The organism is Jiangella alkaliphila, assembly GCF_900105925.1.
GTDB classification, from domain to species: Bacteria; Actinomycetota; Actinomycetes; order Jiangellales; family Jiangellaceae; genus Jiangella; species Jiangella alkaliphila.
In genome coordinates, this window is record NZ_LT629791.1 from 2,135,480 (window position 1) to 2,162,010 (window position 26,531).

The 26,531-nt window shown below is 65.1% G+C and carries 19 protein-coding genes and 1 pseudogene; 12 read left to right on the forward strand and 8 right to left on the reverse strand.

Annotation, left to right across the window (positions count from 1 at the left end; translation table 11 throughout):
* Positions 1 to 120: 120 nt before the first annotated feature.
* The 5 genes from dndB to BLV05_RS10045 are packed head-to-tail and all read left to right on the forward strand — an operon-like array spanning position 121 to position 6,625.
* Positions 121 to 1,272, forward strand: coding sequence for a DNA sulfur modification protein DndB (gene dndB, locus BLV05_RS10025; RefSeq protein WP_197683604.1), 1,152 nt, complete (start codon positions 121 to 123; stop codon positions 1,270 to 1,272).
* Entirely contained in the window at positions 1,269 to 2,804 is a 1,536-nt protein-coding gene (dndC, locus tag BLV05_RS10030; RefSeq protein WP_046773078.1) for a DNA phosphorothioation system sulfurtransferase DndC, read from the forward strand. The genes dndB and dndC overlap by 4 nt, the downstream gene beginning before the upstream one ends.
* Entirely contained in the window at positions 2,801 to 4,774 is a 1,974-nt protein-coding gene (gene dndD / locus BLV05_RS10035; RefSeq protein ID WP_046773077.1) for a DNA sulfur modification protein DndD, read from the forward strand. The genes dndC and dndD overlap by 4 nt, the downstream gene beginning before the upstream one ends.
* A gap of 4 nt (positions 4,775 to 4,778) precedes the next feature.
* On the forward strand, positions 4,779 to 5,171 hold the full coding sequence (gene dndE, locus BLV05_RS10040; RefSeq protein ID WP_046773076.1) for a DNA sulfur modification protein DndE: 393 nt from the start codon (positions 4,779 to 4,781) through the stop codon (positions 5,169 to 5,171).
* A gap of 2 nt (positions 5,172 to 5,173) precedes the next feature.
* Positions 5,174 to 6,625 (forward strand): DNA phosphorothioation-associated putative methyltransferase, encoded by a 1,452-nt coding sequence (locus BLV05_RS10045; RefSeq protein ID WP_046773075.1) that lies wholly within the window; start codon positions 5,174 to 5,176, stop codon positions 6,623 to 6,625.
* A gap of 100 nt (positions 6,626 to 6,725) precedes the next feature.
* On the opposite strand, the gene BLV05_RS35710 is transcribed toward BLV05_RS10045, so the two are convergent.
* Together BLV05_RS35710 and BLV05_RS10050 are read right to left on the reverse strand one after the other, a co-directional pair.
* Positions 6,726 to 7,622 carry a hypothetical protein gene (locus BLV05_RS35710; RefSeq protein ID WP_152691154.1) on the reverse strand — a complete coding sequence of 299 codons (897 nt, stop codon included), beginning with the start codon at positions 7,620 to 7,622 and terminating at the stop codon, positions 6,726 to 6,728.
* Positions 7,609 to 9,228, reverse strand: coding sequence for a DUF262 domain-containing protein (locus tag BLV05_RS10050; protein ID WP_046773074.1), 1,620 nt, complete (start codon positions 9,226 to 9,228; stop codon positions 7,609 to 7,611). The genes BLV05_RS35710 and BLV05_RS10050 overlap by 14 nt, the downstream gene beginning before the upstream one ends.
* Before the next feature lie 235 nt (positions 9,229 to 9,463).
* On the opposite strand from BLV05_RS10050, the gene BLV05_RS10055 reads away from it, so the two are divergent.
* From BLV05_RS10055 to BLV05_RS10075, 6 genes are all read left to right on the forward strand, one after another.
* Complete coding sequence (locus BLV05_RS10055; protein WP_083421299.1) at positions 9,464 to 10,297, forward strand: IS5 family transposase; 834 nt, start codon at positions 9,464 to 9,466, stop codon at positions 10,295 to 10,297.
* A gap of 220 nt (positions 10,298 to 10,517) precedes the next feature.
* Entirely contained in the window at positions 10,518 to 12,725 is a 2,208-nt protein-coding gene (locus BLV05_RS10060; protein WP_046771654.1) for a sigma factor-like helix-turn-helix DNA-binding protein, read from the forward strand.
* Positions 12,722 to 14,857 carry a DEAD/DEAH box helicase family protein gene (locus tag BLV05_RS10065; protein ID WP_046771653.1) on the forward strand — a complete coding sequence of 712 codons (2,136 nt, stop codon included), beginning with the start codon at positions 12,722 to 12,724 and terminating at the stop codon, positions 14,855 to 14,857. Before BLV05_RS10060 ends, BLV05_RS10065 begins: the two co-directional genes overlap by 4 nt.
* A gap of 32 nt (positions 14,858 to 14,889) precedes the next feature.
* Positions 14,890 to 15,054 (forward strand): hypothetical protein, encoded by a 165-nt coding sequence (locus tag BLV05_RS35715; RefSeq protein ID WP_157524234.1) that lies wholly within the window; start codon positions 14,890 to 14,892, stop codon positions 15,052 to 15,054.
* Positions 15,051 to 17,108 (forward strand): AAA family ATPase, encoded by a 2,058-nt coding sequence (locus BLV05_RS10070; protein ID WP_046771652.1) that lies wholly within the window; start codon positions 15,051 to 15,053, stop codon positions 17,106 to 17,108. The genes BLV05_RS35715 and BLV05_RS10070 overlap by 4 nt, the downstream gene beginning before the upstream one ends.
* Entirely contained in the window at positions 17,105 to 17,578 is a 474-nt protein-coding gene (locus BLV05_RS10075) for a hypothetical protein (protein ID WP_046771651.1), read from the forward strand. Before BLV05_RS10070 ends, BLV05_RS10075 begins: the two co-directional genes overlap by 4 nt.
* Positions 17,579 to 18,063: 485 nt before the next feature.
* Here BLV05_RS10075 and BLV05_RS10080 read toward each other — a convergent pair whose 3' ends face one another.
* The 3 genes from BLV05_RS10080 to BLV05_RS10090 form a co-directional block, all read right to left on the reverse strand.
* Positions 18,064 to 19,764: an amidase family protein gene (locus tag BLV05_RS10080; RefSeq protein ID WP_052762963.1), complete on the reverse strand. Its 1,701-nt coding sequence runs from the start codon at positions 19,762 to 19,764 to the stop codon at positions 18,064 to 18,066.
* Between the two features lie 13 nt (positions 19,765 to 19,777).
* Entirely contained in the window at positions 19,778 to 21,382 is a 1,605-nt protein-coding gene (locus BLV05_RS10085) for an amidase family protein (RefSeq protein ID WP_160312806.1), read from the reverse strand.
* Positions 21,383 to 21,492: 110 nt separating this feature from the next.
* Positions 21,493 to 22,017, reverse strand: a complete 525-nt coding sequence (locus tag BLV05_RS10090; RefSeq protein ID WP_046771650.1) for an NUDIX domain-containing protein — start codon at positions 22,015 to 22,017, stop codon at positions 21,493 to 21,495.
* A gap of 245 nt (positions 22,018 to 22,262) precedes the next feature.
* On the opposite strand from BLV05_RS10090, the gene BLV05_RS10095 reads away from it, so the two are divergent.
* A complete protein-coding gene (locus BLV05_RS10095) occupies positions 22,263 to 22,856 on the forward strand; it encodes an HD domain-containing protein (RefSeq protein WP_046771649.1) in 594 nt (197 codons plus the stop codon).
* A 194-nt stretch (positions 22,857 to 23,050) separates the two neighbouring features.
* Here BLV05_RS10095 and BLV05_RS10100 read toward each other — a convergent pair whose 3' ends face one another.
* From BLV05_RS10100 to BLV05_RS38550, 3 genes and pseudogenes are all read right to left on the reverse strand, one after another.
* Complete coding sequence (locus tag BLV05_RS10100; protein WP_046771648.1) at positions 23,051 to 24,523, reverse strand: AAA family ATPase; 1,473 nt, start codon at positions 24,521 to 24,523, stop codon at positions 23,051 to 23,053.
* A 396-nt stretch (positions 24,524 to 24,919) separates the two neighbouring features.
* Complete coding sequence (locus BLV05_RS37605) at positions 24,920 to 25,630, reverse strand: RCC1 domain-containing protein (RefSeq protein ID WP_046771647.1); 711 nt, start codon at positions 25,628 to 25,630, stop codon at positions 24,920 to 24,922.
* 23 nt (positions 25,631 to 25,653) lie between these two features.
* Positions 25,654 to 26,430 (reverse strand): annotated as a pseudogene (locus BLV05_RS38550) (RCC1 domain-containing protein); the annotation flags it as partial.
* Between the last annotated feature and the right edge of the window lie 101 nt (positions 26,431 to 26,531).

Sequence of the window (26,531 nt, forward strand, 5' to 3'; positions counted from 1 at the left end):
GTACGTGATCGTACACGTAGATTTGACGAACGTTCGTTATGAGGGCGACGCTTGTACGGATCGATCGGTCCGTACAAGCTCCGCTCCCGTGCGGGGCCGATTCAGCGGTAAGGGTGGACGGTGGGACGGGACAAGATCAAAGATGCGCCTGTGGCGCGGCCTCCGGCACGGTCCGTACAGACCGGCTTCGAGTACGTCTTCCCATCGATCCGGGGCGTCCAGGCCGGGCGCGAGTACTACGTCACCATGTGCCCTCTGAGACTCATCCCGCGCCTCTTTGTTTTTGATGAGGAGGAGCTGCCGCTAGAGATGCGCGCCCAGCGCAGTCTCAACAAGGCGCGCGTGCCCGAGATCGCCCGGTACGTGCTCGACAACGTCGACAGCTACGTCTTCTCCGCGCTGACAGCGTCTGTGGACGCGGACGTGACCTTTACGCCGATCGAGATGGGCGGGCCAAACGAGCGAGTAGGCACGCTCACCATCCCCATGTCAGCCAAGTTTGTGATCAACGACGGACAGCATCGTCGGGCCGGCATCCAGCAGGCGCTGTCGGAGAACCCCGAGCTCGGCGACGAGAGCATCGCCATCGTCATGTTTCTCGACGTCGGCCTCGAACGTTGCCAGCAGATGTTCGCGGACCTGAACCGATACGCGATCCGGCCGGCCAAGTCCATCGGTGTCCTCTACGACTACCGCGACGATATGTCGGCCGTCACCAGGCTCGTGGTGTCGCGCTCGCCGCTCCTACGCGACCTGACCGAGATGGAAACGAGCAACCTTGCGCAGCGCTCGCGCAAGCTATTCACCCTGTCGGCTCTGTATAACGCGACCAAGACCTTACTCGACGGCCTCAATGACCAATCGCTGGAACGACAGGTCGACCTTGCTGCCGCGTACTGGCAACTCGTCGCGGAGCAGTTTCCAGAGTGGGAACAGGTTTACAACCGCGAGACGACGGCGGGCGACATCCGCAGCGACTTCATCCACACCTACGGTCTGGTGCTCCAGGCTCTGGGCAGGGTTGGGCGCAGCCTGATTGCGGAGTCGAAGAGCCAAGGGAAGTGGGCCGCGAAGCTGCGCCTGCTGAAACAGATCGACTGGCATCGGTCGAACGATGCGCTGTGGGAGGGGAGGGCGATGACGGGCGGCCGGGTGTCGAAGTCCTCATCCCATGTCCTACTCACTACCGCCGCCATCCGCACCGCGCTCAACTTGCCGTTGCCGCCCGATGAGCAACGGGCCGAAGACGCATTTACTGGGGGAAACAAATGACGCGCAATCTTCCGATCCGACCGGTGACGCGGTCCGCCTTTGATGAGCAGGGCTTCGCCGGCACCATCGAAGCGCTCGTCGCTCAGACCCAACGGCTCTACCTCGCTGACCAAGTCCCGTGGGTAGTCGGTTACTCGGGCGGCAAGGACTCGACCGCGGTACTGCAGCTGGTCTGGATGGCACTGGCCGGACTGGCACCGGAGGAGCGGATCAAACCCGTTCATGTCATCAGCACCGACACACTGGTCGAGAACCCGGTGGTAGCGGCTTGGGTCGCACACTCCCTTGAGGTGCTCCAGGGGGCGGCGGAACGCGAAGGCCTGCCGATCCGGCCACACCGCCTTACGCCGGCGGTTGCCGACACTTTCTGGGTCAATCTCATCGGTCGCGGCTACCCGGCGCCTCGGCCGAAATTCCGCTGGTGCACCGAGCGCCTGAAGATCAAGCCATCTAACGCCTTCATCCGTGACATGGTCCGCGCCCACGGCGAAGCCATCCTCGTGCTCGGCACCCGGAAGGCTGAGAGTTCGGGACGATCCCATCGCATGACTGCATTGGAGGCTCGCCGTGTCAGGGACCTACTCAGCCCGAACGGCTCGCTGCCGAACTGCCTGGTCTACTCCCCAGTTGAGAACTGGTCGAACGACGACGTCTGGACGTTCTTGATGCAGCGCCCCAACCCGTGGGGGTACTCCAACAAGGAGCTGCTCACGATGTACCAGGGTGCCTCTCCTGACGGTGAATGCCCCTTGGTCGTCGACGCCAGCACACCGAGCTGCGGCGACAGCCGCTTCGGCTGCTGGACCTGTACGCTCGTTGAGCAGGACAAGTCCATGGCTGCCATGATCCAGAACGACGACGAGAAAGAGTGGATGCTGCCGCTGCTGGAGCTGCGCAACGAGCTTGATGTCGCCGACGACCGGCACCTGCGCGACTTCCGTCGCATGAACGGCTCGGTCCAGCTCTTCAACGGCAAGTCCATTCCCGGCCCCTACACCCAGGAGTCACGTGAGCGCTGGCTGCGGCGGTTGCTGGAGGCGCAGGCATGGATTCGCCGGAATGGCCCGGACTATGTGCGTTCCCTCCACCTGGTCACGGTCGCCGAGCTCGAGGAAATTCGCCGGCTCTGGGTGGTGGAGAAGCACGAGTTCGAAGACAACCTTCCCAGCCTCTACGAGGCGGCCATCGGCGAACCGTATCCCGGCCGCCCGCTCGACGAGCACATGCCGCTGGGACCGGAAACGGTCGACGTGCTGCGTGAGGTGATCGGTGATGATCGGTTGCACTTCGAGATGGTGCGCGAGCTCTTGGACGTCGAGCAGCGTCACCGAACCCAGGCCCGTAGGGCTGGCCTCTTTGAATCGCTGGAGAAGGCGATGCGGCGAGGCTTCTTCGAGGATGAGGCCGACGCCACCGCACGCGCAGAGCAGCGCAAGGCTGCAATGGAACGCACCCCAGCGGAGGACGAACCAGACCCCATCGATCTCGCAGACGGCTACGTCAGGCGAGTTGATGCAGGAGCCAACACGTGATTCTTGACAAGCTCGTACTCAACAACGTCGGCACGTTCGCGGGTCGTCATGAGTTGGTGTTGACACCAGACTCGACGCGAGGACCGATCGTGCTCATCGGCGGCCTCAACGGCGCGGGCAAGACCACCGTCCTCGAGACCATCCACCTTGCCCTTTACGGCTCACTGGCCCGATCGTCCACTCGTCGATCAGGTGGTTACGAATGGTACCTTAGAAGTCTTATCCACAATGGCGTACCCCGCAACGAGGGCGCCATGGTTGAGCTCACGTTCCACACACATCAGCATGGGGACGTGCATGAATACCGGGTTCGCCGCAGCTGGCGCAGCGCTGGCAGCTCCACCCGCGAGGATCTGCAAGTTTGGCTCGACGGACAGCCCGACGACGCCCTGACTTCCACCTGGGGTCAATACGTCGAGACCTTCCTGCCACGTGGCATCGCCGGTCTGTTCTTCTTCGACGGTGAGCAAATCGAGGCGCTCGCGGACATGGATCGGTCACAGCAAGTGCTTAGCTCTGCGCTGGCCGCCTTGCTCGGGCTTGACCTCATCGATCGCTTGGCGACCGACCTGTCCGTTCTTCGCCGACGGCACCGTGGCAGGCAGGTGCCCGAAGAGCTCCGAAAAGCCATCGAGGACCGTCAGCGCGTGGCTACGTCGGCTCGTCAGGCAGAGGAAAGCGCCGCCGGGGGCGTGGCGGCCACGCGGGTTGAGGACGAACGGGCCAGCAAGCGGCTGTTCGAGGTGAGGGAGCGCTATCGCTCCGCTGGCGGTGATCTTCTAGATCAACGAGAGGCCGCAGAGACTAAGGTCAACCTGCTTCGTGGCCAGCTGACGGAACTCGAGGACGAGCTACGTGAGGAGGCTGCGGGTATCGCGCCTCTCCTGCAGGCTCAGACTCTGCTGGCCGGGCTGGTGACCCAGGCAGGCCGTGAGACGAAGGCGCAGCAGGCGCGCTTGCTCGCAGATGTCGTCGCTAAGCGCGATCAAGCCTTGCTGGATGTACTGAAGTCGACGCTCGCGAACGCCAGAACGGTAGAGGCCGTCGAGCAGTTCCTGACCCGGGACCGAATGGACTGGCAATCATCCACTGAAGCTCCGTCCATTGTCGCTGTTCGCGACAACGCGCACGTTGAGTTCCTACACAGTTCAGCTTTACCGACTGCCCAGCGTCGATTGGCCAGTGTGCTTGAGCGGCGTCAGGCTCTGCACAGCGCTCTCGATCAAGCAGAGCGCCTCCTGATCGCCATCCCAGATCCCGAGTCCTTGGCGACACTCCGGGCGGAGCTTGACGCAGCCGCCACGCGCACCAACCATACGCGCGCCGCGCTTGCGCAAGCTGAAGAACGCCTCGCCGCGCTGCGCCACGAACGCGCGAAAGCCGACACCGCCTACGAGGCGGCCATGGACAAGGCGGCAGACGCCAACCTGGCGGCGGATGACGATCGGCGCCTCGTCGAGCACGTGGATCGTGTCCAACGAACGCTTGATGCACTGCGTGCCGCGGCGGCACGACGCCATGTTGATCGGATCTCGGACCTCATCCACGAGGCCCTCACGCGGCTCCTTCGCAAGGACCGGCTTATCACCGCTGTCAAGATTGATGCGACAACACAGACCGTTGAGCTCACTGGACGTAACGGACAGGCGCTCCAAGCGCAGCTGTTGTCGGCCGGTGAACGGCAGCTGCTCGCGGTCGCGCTGCTGTGGGGCCTCGCCAGGGCTGCGGCGCGGCCGCTGCCCGTGATCATCGATACCCCGCTGGGCCGTCTGGACGGCTCGCATCGGGAGCATCTCCTGGACCGGTACTTCCCCCACGCCAGCCACCAGGTCATCCTGCTCTCGACCGACACCGAGATCGACGAGGAAGCCTACAAACGGATTCGCCCGCACGTCGGCCGCTCGTACCGCCTCGACTTCGATCGCGCCGCGAACTCGACATCCGTTAGCGCCGGCTACTTCTGGGAGTAACGACATGCCCGTCGAACACATCAGTCTGTCCCAGACTGCACGCGACCAGTTAGTCACCCTAAAGCGCCGGACGGGCGTCGCCCATTGGAACGTGTTGTGCCGTTGGGCGTTCTGCCGGTCCCTGGCAGAACCGGCGCCCCCGCCCGCAGCCAAGCTCGTGCTCGACAGCAATGTTGAGATGACCTGGCGTGTCTTTGCCGGACCGCTCGATGAGGAGCTCTGGGCGTTGCTGCGCTATCGCTGCCACCAGGATGGGTTGCCGCTCGACGACGAAACCCTTGCCCAACAGTTTCGCCTTCACCTCCACCGCGGTATCGGATACGTCGTCGGTGACCCTCGCGTGTCCGACATCAGTGGCCTCGCCAGCCTTGCGCTCGACGAGCCACCTGCAATCTGACGATGGAAGTCGCCCGGCATCGCACCGCTATGACGCGGTCCGACCTGTCTCGCCCGATCTCGACGGCACTCGTGGACGGGCTACTGGACCCGGCGCAAAGCATCTTCGATTACGGCTGCGGGCGGGGAGACGATGTCCGCAGCCTTCGCGATCTGGGCTATGCGGCTGACGGCTGGGATCCGAATCACAACCCGGAGGTGACGCGCACTCCAGCAGAAGTCGTTAACCTCGGCTACGTCGTCAACGTCATAGAACACCCTACCGAGCGAGCCGACACACTACGGTCCGCGTGGAAGCTCGCGCGACGGCTTCTGATCGTCTCAGCCCGGCTGACATGGGAGGCGCGAGACCTCATTGGCGTTCCGCATGCCGACGGCATGATCACTCGGGCGGGTACCTTTCAGCGGTTCTACGACCAGAACGAGCTGGCCATCTGGATCGAGGACACCATCGGCGTGAGGCCCCTTGCCGCGGCGCCCGGCATCTTCTACGTGTTCCGTGACCCCGTCGATGCTCAGCAGTTCCTGGCGACCCGCGTCTACACATACCGCCCACGGGTGCACGTCGACCCCCATCAGACATACGAAGCTCATCGGGAGCTTCTCGCCCCGCTGTTTGCCTTCGTCACCGAGCATGCGCGACCGCCCCGACCCGGCGAGCTGGGGGACTCCACTGAGGACACCGTCAGGCAGGTCTTCGGCAGCCTGAGCCGCGGACATCGCCTCATACGACAGGTGACCGATGACGCTCACTGGGATCGGGTGTCGGTCCAGCGGCGCGCGGAGCTGCTGATCTACGTCGCTCTGTCGAGATTTGGGGGACGCCCACGGCTCGGCGAGCTGCCGACCCCGCTCGCGCGCGACATCCGCGCGCTCTTCGGCACGTACAGGAAAGCCTGCACCCAGGCAGACCGCCTACTGCTCGCCTGTGGCGACCCGGCCATCGTGCTCGTCACCGCCCGGAGCTCCAAGATCGGCAAGCAGACCCCGAGTGCGCTCTATGTTCATCGGTCGGCGTTGGCTGAGCTGCCGCCAGTCCTCCAGGTCTATGAGGGCTGCGCCCGCGCCCTAGCCGGCACCGTCGTGCAGGCGAACATGATCAAGCTATCTGTCGCCCAGCCGCAGGTCTCGTATCTCTCCTATCCAAGCTTCGACCACGACGCGCACCCGACGTTGGACACTGCGATCACGGTCAACCTCCGGCGCCTCACTGTCGAGCATCGAGGCTACGGGCGTTCCGCGAACCCGCCCCTCCTACATCGCAAGGAAGAGTTCCTGGGCCTAGACCACCCGCGCCGCGCGCTCTACGAACGGCTCACTCGGGCCGAGCAACGTGCGGGTCTCTATCGAGCGCCCGAACGGATCGGGACCCTTGTTGGATGGTTGACCACTCTGGAGGAGTCTGGGTACGAGGTCCGAGGTCACCGCCTCCAGCGGATGGCTGGGTCGCTGTAGGAGCTCATTCCGGCGGCGATGGCTATCGATTCCCTACGACAGCCCCCTCCAATGTGCCGAGGTCGCTTCGCCCGGCCTACTCCAAACCCACCGCACGCTATTAACCTGGTTCTGCGGCTGGAGGAGACGCATCAATTCGCTGCTCTTCAACGTCGCGGGCCGCATCATCGCTCGGTGTCTCCAACGCGCGAACGACTTCGGTGGCAAATCTTTCAAGATCCCATACGTCGAAAGGCACGCCAAATAGCGCACCTACCTCGGCAGAAAGAACCGGGTGCGGCACGCCACCTGTGCTCCAATCGGGCTTCTGGTCATTCGTTAGCAACACGATAGACCTGAACGTCTTTTCTCCCTCAAGTACGGAGACCAATAGCCCAAAGAGGAAGTCGACCCAGATGAAGAAGTCGCCGTCACCTGGGTCTTTGAAGCCCGGAGGTGTTTTTGTGGTATGGCGTATCGCCACGAGCTTGCTAAAGCGAACTCTGGGCGCAAAGGGGCAGGTGGCCCGCTCCTGAAGGATCGTCAGCATCCCCCCGACGTTCTTTAGCGTGTTCTCGTCGTATACATGCCCATAGCTTTCCTGGAAACGATCCAAAAGCGACTGCATCTGCGCCTCGAAATCACCGAACTCAGGATCTAACTTATGGACGTCCTGAGCGAGCTGCTCAAATCTCTTTTTCAGTGACGTGGCCACCGTGTCGATTACCTTGAAGTGATTGTTCCAGAACTCTTGGATCGCCTGCCCTGGAATTATCAGTGGCGCCTCATGGCGTGGAAGATAGTCGAGAATGTCGGCGCTACGGCGATGGACCGCCAAGCGCATAAATACACTTGAGTCGAAGCCGAAAGCTATTTGACCGAGAACGGCTTGCGGCGCGGGCCGACGGTCAAGGCTTCGACGTAACTCGTCGAGAGGTGCGATCGGAACAGTTCGATCGAGCACCGCCTGCAGGCGGTCGAGGGCTTCGGCGGCAGGCTCGGGCTCAGTACCAGACATCAGCCGCCGCCTCAGCAAGCAGTCCGCCAACGCGAGCCACAACTTCGGCTGTCCATTCCGGCTCAGCGCTCAGCAGGTCGGTGAACTCACCGGGTATAGCGTGAGGCAGTAGGAGGCGCTCCTTCGCGCCGGTCCACGATCCCGCCCCAGGTGGACGTCTATCGACGTCAACTAGAATTGTATTTCCTAGCGTGGAGGCCCAGAATGTTGCCTCTTCGTCGGTGAATGAGGACCATGCTGCGCTCTCCGCCTTGCGCGGGCGGATATATTGGAGGGTCCCGATAGACGCCGGTGTAATGGACCTGGTAACGATCGACCGACGGATAAAGGTGAGGACCGCACGGTTGTAGCTGCGGCGAACAAGCTGGTCCACGAAATCTTGGCGCGGGTGATCCATGTCTCTCAACATGTCGACGCCCGGTTGCCACGAGCCGGCGGCTTGGACAGTGGCAGCTGCATCTGCAAACCTGCGCTCGACGCTTCCAGCACCGAGGTTGCCTACGGCCATCCGCTTAACGATCAAGCGAAGAACCTCGGTCATTCCGACGACGGGATCTGGCGTCGATTCAATCGCTAGCATAAGCGGGCGGACCGCTGCGATCCCGAGTTCATTGAGGGCAACGAAGATGCCAAGCGCCTCAGGATCGGCGGGACCATCGAAGGTCGGGTCGAGAAGCTGCAGGTAGAGTGGCAGGTAAGCGTCAAGGGCTGCCATTAAATCATTGACCGTCGTGTCGGGATTGCGATCGCTGACTTGAGCGATGTGCCTATAGAGGTCTTTCGGCAGTACATAGCCAGCGCTCAGGTTGACGACATGCCGAATGTACGGGACGAACCCTTGGCCGCCGCCGACCTGTTCAAATTCGCGGGCTATCGCTGACCATTGCAAGTAGCGGTCCATCCTAGCCGCAGGTTCTGTGTGACGCAGGACGTAGTTCTTAAGCAGATCCGCGGTGGTCAGCTCGCGCCCACGCGTGTTAACGACTTCGAACACGCTATAGGCTGTGGCTTCGTCGGGATGCTCGAAGACGGCCACGTAGAGCCTCTCACTGATGAACTCTGCCCACAGTCCAAGCGTTCTGAATGTTTCCACCTCACTGCCCTGTGCGATCTGAGCGGCGAGGTACTCGTAGGCCTTCCAGAGACGCTCAGATGAAGATCTTTTCTCGAGCGATGCGGGGTCAATGCGGCCCACATCGATGATTGCCTGAAGAGTCTTGTCAGCTCGATCGTCGGTCAAGCGAATTCGAGCGACGACATCATCGGTTGTGTAATCCATCGATCGAAGGAGAGTGGCTGCGATTCTATCGGCCAGCGCCGATCGTCCAATTTCGATCGCCTTGTGGCGCAGGGCGGCGGCCAGCAATTCGACCGTGAGCAGCCGCTGTTGGCCGTCGACGACGTGTTTACGCTTCTCTTCTCCCGTTATTATGATCAGCCCTAGAAAGTACTCGTCTTCTTCGAGAGCTCCAGAGAGATCGCGCCAGAAGTCCTGAACCTCGCTGGTTTCCCAAGCGTACTCACGCTGATATGCGGGAATCTCAAATGTCGAGCCGGAGAGCAGAGCGCCGACAGTCGTGGCGGACGCGTTTAGCGGTGCAGACATGAGACTCCGTTCGTGGTTGCGTCAGCGTGGGCGAGCCTTGGTTGCTGGATGCCGTGCGCGGCTCATACGTCCCTGCTAGGCAAGGGTAACGTCGATCGTTCTGTCGATGACCCAGGGGCGGCAGGTGCAGTTTGCCATAGCAGACTCGATACGAGTCCTCCCTTAGTGCGTGTTGGGAAAGTGGTTCGGCGTGCCTGCGTGACTGATGTGACGGACGTGGTGATTGTGGTGGTTCATGGACACGTTGTCGACACCGCGGTACCCGTCGGACCTGACCGATGCGCAGTGGGAGTTGATCGCGCCGATGGTGCCGGTGAAGCCGGGTGGGCGTCCGGCCAAGCATGCCCGGCGCCGGATCGTGGACGCGATCTTGTACGTGAATCGGACGGGTTGTTCGTGGCGGCAGTTGCCGCACGACTTCGCGCCGTGGGACACGGTGTACTGGTACTTCAAGACCTGGAACGAGGCCGGGGTGACCGACCGGATCCACGACGCGCTGCGCGCTCAGGTTCGTGATGGGAACGGGCGTGACCCGATGGCCAGCGCAGGGATCGTGGACGCCCAGTCGGTGAAGGGCGCGGACACCGTCGGGCGCGACAGTCGGGGCTACGACGCTGGTAAGAAGGTGAACGGCCGCAAACGCCACATCGTCACCGACACCCTCGGGCTGCTCATCGTGGTGCTGGTCACCACGGCCGGCCTGCAAGACCGCGTCGGCGCCCGCCCGGTGCTGGCGCGGGCGAAGATGGCCATGCCCTCGATCGCGCTGGTCTGGGCCGATGGCGGCTACGTCGGCAAGCTGATCGCCTGGGCCCAGCAGCACTGCCGCATCCTGGTCGACATCGTGCGCAAACCCGAGGGCCGGCACACCTTCGAAGTCCTCCCGCGCCGCTGGGTGGTCGAACGAACACTGTCCTGGCTGATGCGAACCCGACGCCTGGCACGCGACTACGAACGCCTCCCCGAACACTCCGAAGCGATGATCAAGTGGGCGATGATCGGCCTCATGACCCGACGCCTGGCACCCGCGCCCGGACGACGCCCATGGCAACCCGCGCACCCCAGATAGCACCTTTCCCAACACTTACTCAGACAGTCTGTCCTAGCGCCCATCGCTCCCAGCGCTGCGGCGGTGTGGCTACGCCCAAGGCGGCTGCGAACGGAGACGGGCCAGGTGTTGGTGCGTGTCGTTACTGTCTACTTGTGAGTCGCGCCGGTCAGGATTCGGGCCAGGCGAAGTGTCCGAGGTACGCGCTATAAGGAGCCGCATCGGAAGGAGAGGACCCAACATGACCGAGGACGCCTTGTTCGACGACATGCGTCCCAGCACCTGGCTCGACGCATTCCCGTGGCTCAAGGGCGTCGTCGGCGACGCCGACGAGACCTGGTGGATCGAACCGATGGACGACACCGATCGGGTAACCCATCGCCGGCGGCTGGCTGCCATCTCGGAACTCGCGATGGCACACCTGAGTCGCTGGACCATCAGCCAGATCCTCCCCGGTCTGCCGGCCAGCGTTGATCTTTTGCATCTGGAGCTCCCGGTTCGCGCCGCCAACGCGTTGACCCGCGAAGGCTGCCGTCGAGCCGGAGACCTGCTCGGCACCACGCTCGGCTCGATGATGGAATGGCGCCAGGTAGGCGTCGGGACGATCGACGCCATTCTTCAGGCGCTCGCCGACGTCTCAAGCTCGCTCGCAACCCCAACCGTAGTGACACAGACCGCGACCAGCACGGTGCCAAGAACGGCTGGCGAGCCAGGTCACCTCACGGATTGGAGCTGGGATGCTCTATATGACCTCACCAAGATCGCGAGTTGGTACGCTACCGCCGGGCTCACCGATCGGCCGCTGCTGGGCGAGCCAATCGCGCCGGGCGCTCCCGACGAGGTCGTGAAGGCGCGCGAACGCCTGGAGCGGCTGCGGACCGACGACGTCGTCGACAAGGCAGGCACAGGACAGGACGCCGCAGCGCTGTTCGACGACGTCCTGGCGGGCCTCGATCCACGGGCAGCGCGCGTCCTGGCCGATCGCCTCTTTGCCGACCAGCCGGCCACTCTCGACGAGATCGGACAGGCGCTAGGCGTGACCCGTGAGCGGGTCCGCCAGATCGAGGGCAAGGCTCGCGGCGCAATGCTTAGCAACATCTCGGACGGCAGCGCCCTGAAGCTGATTGCGAGCACAGCCCGCACCCTCATCGGTACGATCCGCCCGCTCGACGAGCTCTTGGCGCTGGTCCCGGCACTCGGCAATCGAGTTGAATCGGTCGGACAGCCTGCCTGGCGCGTCCTAGACCGGCTCGATGACGCCTACGAGATCGAGGATGGCTGGTGCGTCGTCCCCACCATGACCGCGGCACAGGCCGCGACGCAGACCCAGCTACAGGAGTGTGCCGACCCCTACGGCGTTGTGCGTCTCGACGAACTCGATCTTGTCCAGACCACTGAGCCCGACCACAAGGCGGAGCTGACGGCCGCTTGGCTCACGTACTGCGGCTACGTTGTCGACGAAGGCCACGTGATCATGCGCACACACTCGGTGGGCGACTACGGCGCCGCGGTCCTGGCGATCGTCGGCTCGCCCCTCAGCGCTCAGGAGATCGTCGATCGCTTCATCTTCGAGCGCAGTCCTGGTTCGCTGCGCAACGCCATGAGTTCAGACGACCGCTTCGACCGCGTCGACCGCGACCGCTGGGCCCTCAAGGAATGGGGGCTGGAGACCTACGCCGGCATCCGGTCGGTGCTCCGAGAGCAGGTAGCGCGTCGAGGAGGGCACGCTGACCTCAATGAACTGATCGAGTACATCACGGGCCAGTACAGCGTGACGGCAAGCAGCGTCATCGCGTACGCAAGCACCCCGCCGTTCTCCAGCAGCGATGGTGTTGTCCGGATGGCGGCGGGCGACCGCTCGATCCGCAAGACTCCGGAACGGACACGGCGCTTGTTCCGGCGCCCGGACGGCTGGGCTTACCGTGTCCGCATCACGCCTGATCACCTTCGGGGCAGCGGCTCGGTTGCGCCGGTCGCGATCGCTACCATCCTCGACATGCAGTTCGGCCAGACTCGCTACCTTGAGTCGCCGCTCGGTCCGCAGACCATCGCATGGTCGGGGACACAGCCGCAATTCGGCACCATCCGACGTTTCCTCATGGACCAGGACGTCGCGGTCGGTGCGGAGAGCTTCCTGGTCATGCACGACGACGCAACCTTCAGTTTCGAGGCTGCCCGCGAACTTACCGGCAACCCGCTGCTCGATGCGCTGAGCTTGGTGGGTGCGCCGATGACGGTCGATCTCGACGCGGCACGTGCCGCACTGACAGCAGCAATCAGTCTGCCCGAGGCATCGCCAGTCAGCAGCATCATCGGGGGGTATCGCGAACGGGGCGACGGCGATATTGCGGACCTGCTAACGAGCGTTCGCCAGGACCTGGAGGCGGGACAGGTTGGCGAGCGGCCCACGCGCCGCGCCGATGTCGACGAGATCCTGAACTTGCTATGACGGGACAACCACGCGGGCTCCGCTCGCTCGACCTGATTGACCGTTACCGGAGCGACAAGGAAGACGTGGTCGCGAGCTTCTTCGTGCCGGCCTTCACCGTCGCCACGAGCTATGGGCGAGCGGTTGGCTACTTCACGTCGACAAGCCTGGCTCTGTACGCCCGCGGCATCGAGGCTTTTGCCGAGCGGGGTGGCTCCATGCGACTGATCGCTTCTCCGCACCTCAATGAGGACGACATCGTTGACATCGAGCGTGGTTACGATCTGCGGCAGGTCATCGAGCGGGCAACAATTCGCGAGCTCGAGCAAGAGTCTCGAGAGACCGTGCTCGACGGGCTCGGTATGGTCGGCCGACTAATCGCTGAGGGCCGGTTGGACATCAAGCTGGCCTTCGTCGAGCACGAGGGCCGCGTGGGCATCTACCACGAGAAGATCGGCGTGTTCCGCGACGAGGACGGCGATCTGGTCGGTTTCACCGGCAGCAGCAACGAGACGTATGGCGGCCTGATGGCCAACTTCGAGTCGGTGGAGATCTACCGCGGCTGGGTAGCCGGCGACGGTGCTCGGGCCCTCCGCCTTGAAGCCGACTTCCAGGCACTGTGGTCAAACCAAACGCCGAAACTCAGTATCGAGTGCTTCCCAGACCTGGCGCGCGACCGCCTGGTCAAGCTGGGCGCGGAGCGCCCGTACCGTCCCTTGCCCGGGCGAGACGACGCTCTCACTCCCGCGCCAGTAGTGCTCTCCGAGCCGAGTCGGCTTACGATCCCTGGTTGGCTGGAAGTTCGCGACTACCAGCGCAGAGCAATCGAGTCGTGGCTGCGCCACCAGGGGCGTGGCATCCTCAAGATGGCCACAGGCACCGGTAAGACGAAGACCGCCATGATCGCCGCCGCACAGCTTGCGAACGTGCTCCGGCAGCGCGAGCAACCCATGGTCGTCCTCATTCTGGCTCCGCTCCAGCACCTCGTCGATCAGTGGATCACCGAGGTCGAGGGCTTCGGCGTTCGGCCCGTGGCGGTGTACGAATCGAGCCAGAAATGGCAGCCGGTCGTGGAAGAGCAGTTGGTCGAGGCGCGGTTGGGCCAGCGGCCAGTTGTTGCCATCGTCGCCACCAACACCTCGTTCGCGGGTGAGAAGTTCCAGTCAGTGCTGTCGCGGATCACCCAGCCCCTGCTGATCATCGCTGACGAAGCACACAACCTCGGTTCGTCAAGGTATCGAGCGTCTCTCCCCCCGAACGCCACCTACCGGCTGGCATTGTCCGCAACCCCCGAGCGCTGGTTCGACGATGAGGGCACCGATGCGCTGATCGACTACTTCGGCCCGATCGTGTTCGAACTCGGTCTTGGCGACGCCATCCGGATTGGCGCGCTCACGCGCTACCTGTACGTCCCGCGGCTTGTCGAGCTCAACGATGACGAGACCAACCTCTACGTCGCCCTGACGGCCCAGATCGCGACGCGGATTGCAGCTGGTGATGAGCTCGGGAATGCCGATCCAACCTCACCTTTGGGCTTCCTGCTGCGCCAGCGGGCGGGCGTGCTCGGGCACGCCGAAGGAAAGTTCGCCGCATTGCGGGGGGACCTCAGCGTCCGTAGCGATTCCTGGTTCCAACTGATCTACTGCGCCGAAGGCAACCGACCGACGGAGCCGGGCGAGCCATCAGGACCGAACCAGCTCAGAGACGTCATGGACCTGGTCGGCAATCAGTTGCACCTCTCCGCCCATTCCTACATCTCCGAAACCCCGCGGGCAGAGCGGAAGGTGCTGCTTCGCCGCTTCGGCACAGGCAACGACCTGCGGGTGCTCGTGGCGATGCGCTGCTTGGACGAGGGCGTGGACATCCCGGATGCGCGGACCGGTTATCTGTTGGCCAGCAGCAGCAACCCGCGGCAGTTCATCCAGCGACGAGGTCGGCTCCTGCGGCGGGCCGAAGGCAAGGAGCGCGCTGAGATCTTGGACTACGTGGCGGTGCCGCCCTCGGGGGCTCCGATCAACTTCGACGTCGAACGCGCCCTGCTCACCCGAGAGCTTCAGAGGACCAACGAGTTCGGCAAATTAGCAGAGAACTACGAAACGACGCTTGATGCGCTGCGCCCGCTAAAGGAGCGCTACCAGCTCATGGACATGTAAGAACGAATAACGCACGTCAAGGGGAGGGCGGCATGGTCACTGCGGGACGGACCGAGAAGCAGGTGCTTGAAGAGTTGAGCGACGAAGAGCGCGCACTTCTCAAGCGTGTGCTGGAAATCGAACGAGGCAAGCTCCATCTGACCGCCTATGACGCCACCGAAGACCTGCTGGCGGCGGTGAAGGAGATCATCCCGTGAAGCTACAGTCCATCACGCTGACCAACTTCCGCCAGTTCCAGGGCGCCCAGTCGTTCGACTTGACCTCGGACGAGTTCAAGGCGGTCTCGCTCTTGTTTGGCGCGAACGGAGCCGGCAAGACCACTTTCCTGAACGCCTTCACGTGGGCGCTCTACGGCACGATGTCAGACGACGTTGAGCAGCAGGACCGCATGATCACCGACAGCGTCTGGCGAGCTCTGCCGATGGGCAACACCGCCGACGTTGCCGTCGACGTGCGCTTCGACCATGAGGGTAGGGATTACCGCCTCCTGCGGAGCGCAATCCTGCGCAAGGAATCCGACCAGCAGGGCGTCCCATCACCCGAGGTCCAATTGTGGATGACCAAGCCGGACGGCTCGTCGGAGATCGTCGGCGCGCCGCAGGAGACGATTTACAGCATCCTGCCGCGCGGGGTCAGCCGGTTCTTCTTCTTCAACGGGGAGCGCATCGAGAACCTGGTCAAGAAGGGTGCCTACGCCGAAGTTCAGAAGGACATCAAGGTGCTGCTCGACCTCGAGCAGGTGGAGCGCGCTATCGCTCACCTCCCCAAGGCCGACCGCAAGCTGACCGCCGAGCTGAAGAAGCACGGCGGCGCCAAGGCCAGCGAGATCCAAGAGGCGATCGACGTCCTGACCGAGCGGCAGATCGCGGCACGGGAAGAGCAAAAGCTACTCGAAGGCGACCTGGCAACCCTTATCGAGGAGCGTGATGGCGTCACGGAGCTCCTCCGCAAGGACGCTGAGGCGGCTCCAATCCAGGCCGAGCGCGACGCAGTGACGAATGAGTTGACTGAAGCGCGGGCTGCGCTCAAAGGCGCCATCTCTGAGCGTGGCCTGCTGGTTGCGACCCGCGGCTTCCAGGCGTTTACCGACACCCTCGGCCAGGCGACCGAGGCGATGGCGGAAGGTCTCTACCAGAAGGGAGCGCTGCCTGCGCCGCTCAAGCGCGAGTTCGTCGACCAACTGCTGGAGGACGGCTCGTGTATCTGTGGCACACCGTTAGCCGAGCACAGCGCACCACGAGAGCATGTCCAGGATTGGCGCCAACGGGCCGGGCTGCAGGCGGTCGAGACCGCGTGGCAACGGCTCCGTGGTCAAATCGCGCCCCTGTCCGGCGCCCGCGACGAGCTGCGCGAGTCGTTGGCCACGCTCATGAAGCGGATCGGCGCCGAGCGCGACCGCGTTGCGCGGCTAGAAGAGCGGAAGTCCGAGCTCGACGGCAAGTTGCGGGACAGCCGTATGGAGGACGTCCAAGCACTTGAGACCAAACGCATGGATCTGGAGAACCGGATCAGCGCCAAGGACCAGCGGAAGGGCGCGATCGAGTCCGAGTTGAAGAACATCGCCAAGGAGATCGAGCAGAAGACCAAGGAGCGTTCAAGGGCCGAGGTAACCGACGAATTGGCTGCCAAAGCGCGATCTCGCTCCGACCTTGTGCAGTCCGTGAAGCGGGCGCTAGAGGAGATACTCGCGATCCGCGAGGAGGACATGCGCAAGCGCCTTGACGCTGAGCTCAAGGCCGTGTTCCGCAGCATCACGCACCAGAACCACGTGCCGACGCTCAGCACCGGCTTCGAGCTGACGCTCCACAAGAACGTCAACGGCGTCGAACTGCCCGTGCCGAAGTCGACGGGCGAAAACCAGATTCTGAGTCTGAGCTTCGTAGCGGCCGTATCCAAGCTCGCCCGCGAGATCCGGAAGGAGCGTCGGGCGGAGGGTGACTCAGCCGAGGACGCCGGCACCTATCCCATCGTCATGGATGCCGCCTTTGGGTCGCTCGACCAGGACTACCAGGAGGCCGTCTCACGGGCGTTGGCGAAGATGGCGCCTCAGCTGGTGGTCCTGGTCAGCAAGAGTCAGGGCCTGGGCAAGGTCGTGACCGAGCTGATGCCCTTTGTCAGTCACCTCGGTGTCATCGAGACTCATACGACCGCACCGGGAAGCGTGGCCGACGACATCGAGCTCGAGGGCAGGTCCTACCCGTACATCCGGTCCGCCGAGTCGGACCACTCCGAGTTGAAGGTGATCAAGTGACCATCCCAGCAGACCTCCGCACTATTCGGCGTCCGCAGCAGCACGAGGCGCTCATGGTGGAGCTCCAGGAGGATGCACACTTCCCCACCTTCCGCGACGTCCTCCTGTTCGCAGCCGCCGTAGGGTTCCGTCACGATCGCCGCGTGCCGTTCACTACTGGAGTCGGTGATGCGATCCGCTACGACACCCTTACGGCGCCGCCCTTCAGCGAAGCTTTGATAAATATGATCGCGGCGAATGTCGTCCCAGACGACCCGGAGGTCATGGACTCGACTCGCGTAGAGGAACGGATCAACATCTTCGGGGAGTACGCCAACGGTGGCCTGGAATACATTCAGGAGCAGGTCAATGTCCGCCACCAGCCGGCGGCGCTGGCGATCATAGACCTTGTCGCAGAGGCATTCACCACCGATGGTGGTGCTAAGCCAGCATCGGTTGACGAGTTGCTCGACGGCGTGAGCTGGCGTTGATCGAGGCAAAGACCAAGAAGTGTCGTTCCTGCGGCGAAGCGAAGACTGGACTGAAGTCGGGTTACCGTGCGGTGCGCGCCGAGAGTCTTTCGTGCATGCCGCACATGCCGCCGACTGTGGCTCAGGGCTGACCTCAAGTACGGCCGGGCTACAAGTGTCGGGTGGCTCGGTCGATCCGTGAAGTGTTAGGCGGTTTGTCCGGCCCAGCAATAGACGTTAGAGAGGGAGACGGGGATCTGGGAGTCCAAGGTCATCCAGGACCTCCACTTCATGAATGGAGGTTCTGGACGGTCCGGCGACCGTGCGACAGTTCTGAGGGACGTTTCTATAATCGTTGAAGTCATCCTCGATCGCTCCGAGGCCGTCTGGCTTGAAGCGTGCCCAGAAGCGAGCGAGCGGTGGTAGGCGGAAACCTCCATGGTCGGTTGAAGAGGGTGATGCTGGGCGGGTCTCGCCTTTCGGAGCCCACCCAGCGTCGGTTCTAGCTACCGCGGGGCGCAGCCGGTGACCGCACCGAGGCGGGACGCCTCGGTGGTGATCGGCGCAGCTGTTGTGGCGGGGACGCCCCTACCGGACCTGCCGACGTTGGACACCAGGGCGTCGATTAGGGAGCAGGCGATGGCCGGGCGGTCGTCGGACTTGGCGGACTGGATCTGGCTGACCAGCGTGGCCCAGCTGCGGCCGGGGCCGACGCCGTCGACGAGTTCAGCGAGGGCTTCGCCCTCGTCGCCGGGGTTGCAGAGCTCGCCGGTGAAGAACGAGCCGCCGGGGGTGCAGCGCCACATCGAGGGGTTCGTAACGCCCGGAGCGCGCCGGTCGTACGAGTGGCCCTGCTCGAACGCGTACCCCGCCGCCAGCAGCGATGCCTCGCTGCCCGCCGTCCCGACGAAGGTGACGCCGATGGGGTTGCGGCCGGCGTTGCCCGTGCCCTCGCCCGCGGGAACGGTGAGGACGGGGTAGCCGGCGCGGTCGGCGATCCCGACCAGGGTGCTGTTGCTCGGCACCATGATCACGTCGTGGCCCGACGAGAGGACCGAGTCGATGACCGCCGCGCTCTCGGCGCGCCCCACGGTCAGGTCCGACTCGTACGTCTCCATCGTCGCCGAAGACGCCGCGAGCAGCTCGTTCTGCTGGTACTTCAGGCCCTCGACCGGGTTGGCGGCGTTGTACTCGATGACCTCGTCCAGCGACGACGCCCCGCCCGAAGCGCCCGTCAGGTACGTGTCGAGATCCTGCCCGAACTCCCGCAGCACGATGCTCGGCCGAGTCGTCGGCGCACCGAGTGCCACCTCACTCGTCGTCGCGCCGAGGGCCTGGACCGACGCCACGGCGGACGGGTAGGGACCGGTCCCGCCGGCGACGACGGCGACCTTCTCGCCTACCAACGCAGAGGGCGACAGCCCGGCCGTGTAGTCGACCGACGCAGTGTCGACGGCGTCCAGGGCCACGGCCGCGTCGTACACGGACCGCGTCAGTGGACCGAACGAGTCCTGCGACGACGCGGCGGGCAGGACGCCGTCACCGTCGACCAGGCCGACCGTGGGCTTGAGACCGACCACACCCGCGACACCCGCAGGGGCGATGAGCTGTGCGCCCACGTCCGTGCCTGTCTCCATTCCAATGGTGAGCGCGGCCAGACCGGAGGACGTTGCCGCCGCAGAACCCGCCGACGAGCCGGCAACCGTCTTGTCGGTGTCCGACGGCAGCAGCACCTGGCCACCGAGCGACGAGTAGCCCTCGGGCAGGTTCGCGTCGAACACGCCGTTGAGTTCCGTCACGTTGGTCTTGCCCAGGATGATCGCCCCAGCCGCCCGCAGCTGCGCGACCACAGCGGCATCGTCCGACGGCATGGACGACTGCAAAGCGATCGATCCCGCCGTCGTCGGCAGACCTTCAACGTCGAAGGAATCGTCCAGCAGAACAGGGATGCCGTGCAGCGGACCGCGCGGCCCACTCCGTCGGCGCTCCTGGTCCAGAGCTCGCGCCTCCGTGACAGCCGAGGCGTTCAGCGAACGCACCGCCTGCACGGCCGGACCCTCGGCGTTGGCGGCCGCGATCCGGGCCAGGTACGCCCGCGTCAACGTCTCTGCCGTCAGTGTCCCGGCCGTCTGCTGCGCCTGCAGGCTCTGCGCCGTCTCCGTCTCGAGCGAGAACGGCAGCTGCGGCACCGACCCGGCCAAGGCCATCGCAGACGAGTAGTCAGGGTTGCACCCGCCACGCGAGGAGAACGCCGGCGCGGGGACGGTGTCGGGCGCACCGATACATGCTCGGGTTCAGCTCCGAGACGGGCTGCCGCAACTGCGTGGCCTGCTCGATGACGTACGCGACGCCGATCAGGTTGCGCTCGCTGTAGGCGTTCCCGTGAATGGACACGCTCTGAGCCCGCCGATGGGTCGTCGAATACCCCATCGGGATCGTGATCTGCGGCGTTCCGGCGGTCGCTCCGCTCGGCACGCTGCCCAGGATCGCGAGGAAGTCGTCGCTCGGGTCGTCCGGCGTCTGGTTGTTCATCATGCTGTCGATGGCGGCCCACTGCGCAGCTCGCCGGATCGGCATGGCCGCGCGGTACGCCGTCTCGTTCGGCCCGCCCGGCGCCGTCTCGGCCAGGGCCGCGTTGACGGCGACCTCTTCCTCCAGCGAGTTGATCGGAGCGGAAGCGCCGAGGCCCAGGTAGTACTCGTCGATCGCCTTGTGCTGCTGGTAGCCGCTCGGCAGCGCGGGCACGTCACCGACGGGGATCGACGGGCGCTCGACCATGATCGCGCCGGCGGCGACCAGCGCGTCGAACGCCAGCCCGGCCGGTGTGCCCGGCTCGAAGGTGCCGTTGTAGCCGATTCGCTGGCCGCGGACGAAGTCGAGGTCCAGCGCGGACATGTAGTCCGGCGCCTCCTCAGGCGCCCGCTTGATGGACGCCTGCCAGTTCGGCCCGAAGACGGCGGCGTAGCCGGCCTCGTTCTTCGGGTCGCGGCCGACCATCGACTGCAGGTGCATGGCCGCGTTGGCGACCGTGCGATCCATCGGCCCGGCGGTGTCCTGCGACGACGAGATCGGGCCGATGCCGTAGGCAGGCACGATGCCGACCGTCGGGCGGATGCCGACCAGGCTCTGCGCGCCCGACGGGCTGATGATCGAGCCGGACGTCTCGGTGCCGACGGTGAGCATCGACAGAGCGGCGGCGCCGGCGGCTCCCGTGCCTGACGACGACCCGCTCGGGTTCTGGTCGGCGTCGTTGGCGTTGAGCACCTGGCCGGTGAGGTTGCCGAACCCGGACGGCTGGCTGCCGAAGCTGTTCGCCCACTCCGACAGGCCCACCTTGCCGAGGATGATGACGCCGCTCTCACGCAGCTTCTTGACGATGCCGGCATCGTCCTCGGGGTAGGAGTTGCGCAGCGAGTAGTTGCCGTTCGACGTGTACATGCCCTTCACGTCGATGAGGTCCTTGAGCAGCACGGGCAGGCCGTGCGCAGGGCCGAGTACGACGCCCTGGGCGCGCAGCTCGTCAGCACGTCGCGCCTCGGCCATGACGGCCGGGTTGATCTGTGTGACGGCATTCAGGCCGGGGCCGCTCTTGTTGAGCGCCTCGATGCGATCCAGGTACGCCTGCACGAGCTCGACGGACGTGAGCTCGCCGGACTCCAGCATGCGCTCGGCCGTGACGCCGTCGAGCGTCTCCAGGTCGAGTACGGGCGGGGGCGGGGCCGCGTTGACCGGCGGCGAGCTGGGCGTCGCCGCAAGGATGGGCGCGGCGAGCGCCGCAGCGACGGCGAGGGAGAGCAACCTCCGAACGATGACCGACCGATGCACCGCGACTCCTCGAGGGGAAGCAGAACCGGGCCAATGTGACATAGCGGATCAAATGTCCACGTGGTCCGTTTCGCGCCGATGTCGGAGCCATGACGATCACCGTCAGGTGATCAACGCGTCGTGCGCCCGTCGTGCAGGTACTGGACCTCGCCGCTGCTCAGCGCCGACGACGCAGCGGCGACTCGACGCGACATGGAGGGTGGGAGGCGGTCGCGTGCAAGCTCGTCGTCGCAGAAGTCGAAGGCCGCCAGTTCTTCGTCCTGGAGGCGAATACGATCCACCCTGTCCGCGACGAGCCGGCCGCCGTCGAAGACGAACGCGAGCAGGTCGTCCCAAGGGCCGTGCGGTGCCACCCAGTCGACACACAACAGACGGCCGAGCTCAAGGTCGATGCCGAGTTCCTCATGCACTTCGCGTCGCGCAGTCATGTGCGGTGGCTCGTTGGCCTCGGCCATTCCGCCGGGGAGATCCCAGCCGGGCTTGTACCGCGGATCTACCAGGAGCATCCGGCCAGCGGTGTCGCGGATCAGGACGTCGGCGCACACCCGTTTACGAGCTTGTCGCGCGTTCCCTTCGGCGATGTGGGCGTACCACGCGTTGGGATCGCGATCATACAGCGGCCCTTCGACGCTCATGTGGCAGCCGATCTCCCATGGTCAGCCACAGACTACCTGTCGATCGACTCGCGGCCGGTGGTCCGGAGGACATCGTCAGACCACGACCGCAACGTGGCCGAATAATTCGGCCGAGGCGCTGAAAGGAGCCTTGTCGAGGTCGGGTTGGCGAATGCGGGCCAGCACTGGCCTGTACGGATCTGCAGGTCTACGGTCTGCCCCTACACTCGCCCTGGATGCGAGCATCCAGCGAGAGAGGACGCCTGATGGCTGACCAGGGTCAGATCGAGGGTGTGGTCGACTACATCTTCGAGGCCGGCCTGCTGAAGCGCGCCAAGCGAACCGGGTGGTGGATCGCCGGCGTCAAGGACCCTGAGAGCATCGCCGAACACTCGCACCGCACGGCACTCATCGGCGCCGTGCTGGCCTTGATGGAAGGTGCCGAGCCGGCCAGGGTGGCGTTGCTCGCCGTCATTCATGACACGCAGGAGACACGCGTCGGCGACATCCCGTACCTCGGGCGGCGCTACCTCAAGGCGGCCAGCAATCAGGAGGTCACTGCCGACCAGGTGGCCGCGGCTCCCGAGGTCGTGCGCGACGGGATCCAGCGGATCGTCGACGACTACGAGAGCGGCGATTCGCTCGAGGTGGTCGTGGCTCACGACGCCGACAAGCTGGACTGCCTGTTCCAAGCCATCGAATACCGAGAGCAGGGCAACCAGAACACGCAGCAGTTCATCGACAGCATGCTGGCCGCGCTCGACACGCCGTCGGCCCAGCAGATCGCGGCAGCGGCGCTCAGCCGGACGTCACAAGAGTGGCACGCGCCGCACCTCGGGCGGCAGGATCGCGAAGGCTGACCGTCGCCACACACCCATGCGCAACGGAGATCTTCGCCTCGCGAAGGGACGCTACGCATATCCGGGCGATATCGCCGGCTTATGCGTAGTGATGGGCCGGCGCTCGCGCCGACGTTCCGGTCGCGCCCGATCCGCGCCACGGGTCTGCCGCCTAGCAGTGATCGGTCCGTCAGCCGGTCTCGTCTCGTCAATGATCAGCCGAGGAGCGCGGCAACGATAGGCGCTGGGACTGCCCAACTCGGATGGTCAAGATCGAGAATGGACTTGGTGGCGACGACACCGCGACCGAATCGCCCTTCGATGGTTCGCGCTTCGCCTCTCCAGCCTGCGTCCACCCACTTCGACTCGATGGGCACGGTCGCGTTCGCACCGTCGGCGGTTGGCACACGAACTGGGCTCAGGTCGATTTCGTTGCCCGAGTCGGTGCGCAGATAGCCGATCGTGTCGTCGGCGATCCAGCGTCCCTCGTCGAGTCCATCGATTGTTCGAGCGAGAGTCACTGCGAGCGTCATTTCGCTGAGAGCCGTGAAGTCTGGCATGGGCAGGCCTGGGCTCAAACGCGACGGGAGCCACGCGAGCACCGGGTCGGTGAGATACAGCTTGTATTGGGCGCCGGCTACGACCACGCCGTTGTCTCGGCGTTGACGGCTGCGCAAGAGTGCGTGCGAGTTGAGCAGCCGGACGAGGCGACGCTCGAAGGCATCTCGGTTGGGATAGCCGAGCTCTCGTGTCGTGGCCGCTGCGTTCAGTGGGCTCGTCATGCGCTGGCTGATACCGGCCAGCAGGAGCGGAACAGACTCAGTTGGGGCATCGGGGTCGACGTCTGCACGTAGCCAGGCGAGCAAGTCGCGGACGTACGCATCGCTGACGAAGCCGGTTCGGTGATGCTCGGCCACGGCTCGCGGAAACCCACCACAAGTGAGGTAGTCCTGCCAAGCAAGGTCGAAGTCGTCCACGCTGAACGCGAGATCCTGCACAGCCGACTTCGTCGCGGCGTCGATGAGCCGAGCTGGGTGTATCCGATCGGGCACGGGCAGGTCTGGTCGAGTGGCGACCAGGAAGTCGCGGAAGCTCATCGGCATCAGCTGCCGAATGCGGTGACCGGTCCCGGTGCCGGCGCGTCCGGCGAGGAGGTTGCCTTGAACGTCCTCGCTGCTGATCCATCGACTCCCGGTCGCTACGACGGTGTCGTCTCCGAAGGCGGTGTTGTCGCGAGCACCCTTGAGCGCGGCCGTCCACCCTGAGATGGCGGAGGTCTCATCGAAGAGCCAGACCCGCCGTCGAGCTGCCGGCTCGTCAACGGATCGAGTGAGTGCGCGTCCCAGCGTGATGACGCGTCGTAGGTCTCGCGCAGTCATGCCGTCGCAAGGCACGTGCACGATCTGGCGAGCATCCACACCAGGCTGCGAACCCAGGGCTGCTGCGGTGTCCAACAAGGCAACCGTCTTGCCGGCCCGCCGAGGTCCGGTGAGGACGATGAGCTTGCCATCCGGTTCGGAGTGCGCGACGTCGCTGAGGATCTGGGCGCGGTAGCCGAGGTCGTAAGCGGATCGGTCGCGGAGCACCCGATTGTCGGAGGTCCAGGCAAGGCTGTCGGCCCCCGACGCCGAACTGGACCACCACGGATTGGCATCGTTGAGCAAGCGGCGCAGCTCATCGTCTCTCATCTGGATGATCCTACACAGGCGCCACAAAAGCTAGGGGGTTCTTGAGCCTTCATGCCACAGAGATTAGGGGGTTAGGAGCTAAGGACGCCACAAAAGAGGGGTAGTAGTGAACACGGTGGCTCTACTTGTATCCGGACACGAGCTCTGCAGGCCGCAAGCCCGTCGCCCGGCTAGGCGCCACAGCCACCCCAGGCGATCAGCTCACCTGATTCCCGCGCTCCCACGCCCGACCACCGCACCAATCGTCGGTGGATCGAGGCTTAATCGTCCCGTCATGCCATACGGGCCACGGCTCGGCGCCACAGCTACCCGGGCGAAGTCGCCCGCCCGACACGCTCTGAGGCAGCGTGCTGGTGTCGGCAGCTGAGGCGCCGGGAAACCGACGTGGACCGGAGGTCAGCCGATGCGGATGCTGGCGCGGACGATTGTGCCTTGCTCCCGGACGGTGAGGAGCCCATCCCCGACGAGTTGGTCGGTGACGGCGCCGACGTGGCGGAGGAAGGCGGCAGAGCCGGTGGGGGCGTCGTCGTTGAGCAGGTCGTTGATGGTGCAACCCAGGGCGTCAGCGCGGTTCGGGACGCCGGTGTCGACGGTGCCGACGATCACCGTGGCCGAGCGGTCCGGGCGGGGGCACGGCGCGTAGGCCACCGGCGCCTGCGGCAGGTACCGGTCGCGGAACACCGGGTCGTCGCCGAGTTGGCCGAAGACGTCCACGCCCCAGCAGTACGCGACCCCGGCCGTCGACTCGGCGCAGATGTGCGTGCCCGAGGTCGCGACGTCGACGTAGCGGAAGGTCGTCCCCGAGCGCAGGCCGGACGTGTCGATGGCGACCGGGCTCAGCCAGCTGTTGCCGACGAAGCTGCCCCAGCAGTAGAGGGCGCCGGCGGTGCTGATCGCGCAGCTGAGCTCGTCGCCGGCGGAGATCCAGCGCCAGGTCGTGTCGGCCGGCAGCTGGGACGTGTCGACCGGGAGCGGGACGTGGTTCTGGTTGCCCGAGTGCGCGGTGCCGTTGCCGAGCTGGCCGCGGTTGTCCCGGCCCCAGCAGTAGGCGTCGCCGTCGGTCGTCGGCCGCAGGTGTGGTTGTCGCCCGCCTGAACGGTCGCCCACGTGGTCGCCGCGGGCAGGTCGGTCATGACGACGGGGTACGGGCTCTCCTCGTTGTCCCACCGGTCGAAGCCGTTGCCGACCTGGCCGTAGGCGTCATTGCCCCAGCAATAACCAGTGCCCGTCGTGGTGACGCCGCAGGTGTGGATGGCTCCGGCGTCGATCGACCGCCAGGTGACGGTGTCGGTCGTGGAGGTGTCGATGGGACTCGGGGTCGGCTGCAGCTCGGTCAGGCCGGGGCCGTTGCCGAGCGGCGCGGCGCCGTCGGCGCCCCAGCAGTAGGCGGCGCCGGTCGACGCGAGGCCGCAGGTGTGGTGCTCGCCCGCCGTGACGGAGGCGAAGCCGGCGCCGTCGGGCAGGCCCGACCTGTCGACGCGGGTCGGGGTCTCGCGGATCTCGGGCCGGTCGGGTCCGTCGCCGAGCGCGCCCGTGCTGTCGTTGCCCCAGCAGTAGATGTCGCCGCCACGCGTGACGGCGCAACTGTGCCGGTCCGCGGCGTTGACCTCGGTGAACCAGGTGTCCTCGGGCAGGGCGCTGACATCGACGCGGGTCGGCGCCGGCTGGTTGCCGGTCAGCGCCGGACCGTTGCCCAGCTGGCCGAAGTTGTCGATGCCGAAGCAGAACACGACCCCTTCGGTGATCCCGCAGCTGTGGTCGTCGGCCGTGGTCAGGACCTGGGGGACGTCGGGTGGCGCCGGATCGGCGCCCGCCGCGGTCCCGGGTATCGCGACGGCGAGCAGCACGGCCGCGAGTGCTGGTACCACTCGCCCGAAGCGCCTCGCGCGGAACTCGACCTCGATCATCGTGGACCCCTTTGCCGACCGACGACAGCGACATGAGCTGCGACGACGGTCCCAGCGCGAGGTGAACCTCCCGACAGCCGGGCCATGAACGACCCGGGAAC

Bases quoted from the DNA above. Each gene is read 5' to 3' on its own strand.
- dndC (WP_046773078.1), top strand. From the start codon at position 1,269: ATGACGCGCAATCTTCCGATCCGACCGGTGACGCGGTCCGCCTTTGAT.
- dndE (WP_046773076.1), top strand. From the start codon at position 4,779: ATGCCCGTCGAACACATCAGTCTGTCCCAGACTGCACGCGACCAGTTA.
- BLV05_RS10045 (WP_046773075.1), top strand. From the start codon at position 5,174: ATGGAAGTCGCCCGGCATCGCACCGCTATGACGCGGTCCGACCTGTCT.
- BLV05_RS35710 (WP_152691154.1), bottom strand. From the start codon at position 7,622: ATGTCTGGTACTGAGCCCGAGCCTGCCGCCGAAGCCCTCGACCGCCTG.
- BLV05_RS10050 (WP_046773074.1), bottom strand. From the start codon at position 9,228: ATGTCTGCACCGCTAAACGCGTCCGCCACGACTGTCGGCGCTCTGCTC.
- BLV05_RS10055 (WP_083421299.1), top strand. From the start codon at position 9,464: ATGGACACGTTGTCGACACCGCGGTACCCGTCGGACCTGACCGATGCG.
- BLV05_RS10060 (WP_046771654.1), top strand. From the start codon at position 10,518: ATGACCGAGGACGCCTTGTTCGACGACATGCGTCCCAGCACCTGGCTC.
- BLV05_RS10065 (WP_046771653.1), top strand. From the start codon at position 12,722: ATGACGGGACAACCACGCGGGCTCCGCTCGCTCGACCTGATTGACCGT.
- BLV05_RS35715 (WP_157524234.1), top strand. From the start codon at position 14,890: ATGGTCACTGCGGGACGGACCGAGAAGCAGGTGCTTGAAGAGTTGAGC.
- BLV05_RS10080 (WP_052762963.1), bottom strand. From the start codon at position 19,764: ATGGCCTTGGCCGGGTCGGTGCCGCAGCTGCCGTTCTCGCTCGAGACG.
- BLV05_RS10090 (WP_046771650.1), bottom strand. From the start codon at position 22,017: ATGAGCGTCGAAGGGCCGCTGTATGATCGCGATCCCAACGCGTGGTAC.
- BLV05_RS10095 (WP_046771649.1), top strand. From the start codon at position 22,263: ATGGCTGACCAGGGTCAGATCGAGGGTGTGGTCGACTACATCTTCGAG.
- BLV05_RS10100 (WP_046771648.1), bottom strand. From the start codon at position 24,523: ATGAGAGACGATGAGCTGCGCCGCTTGCTCAACGATGCCAATCCGTGG.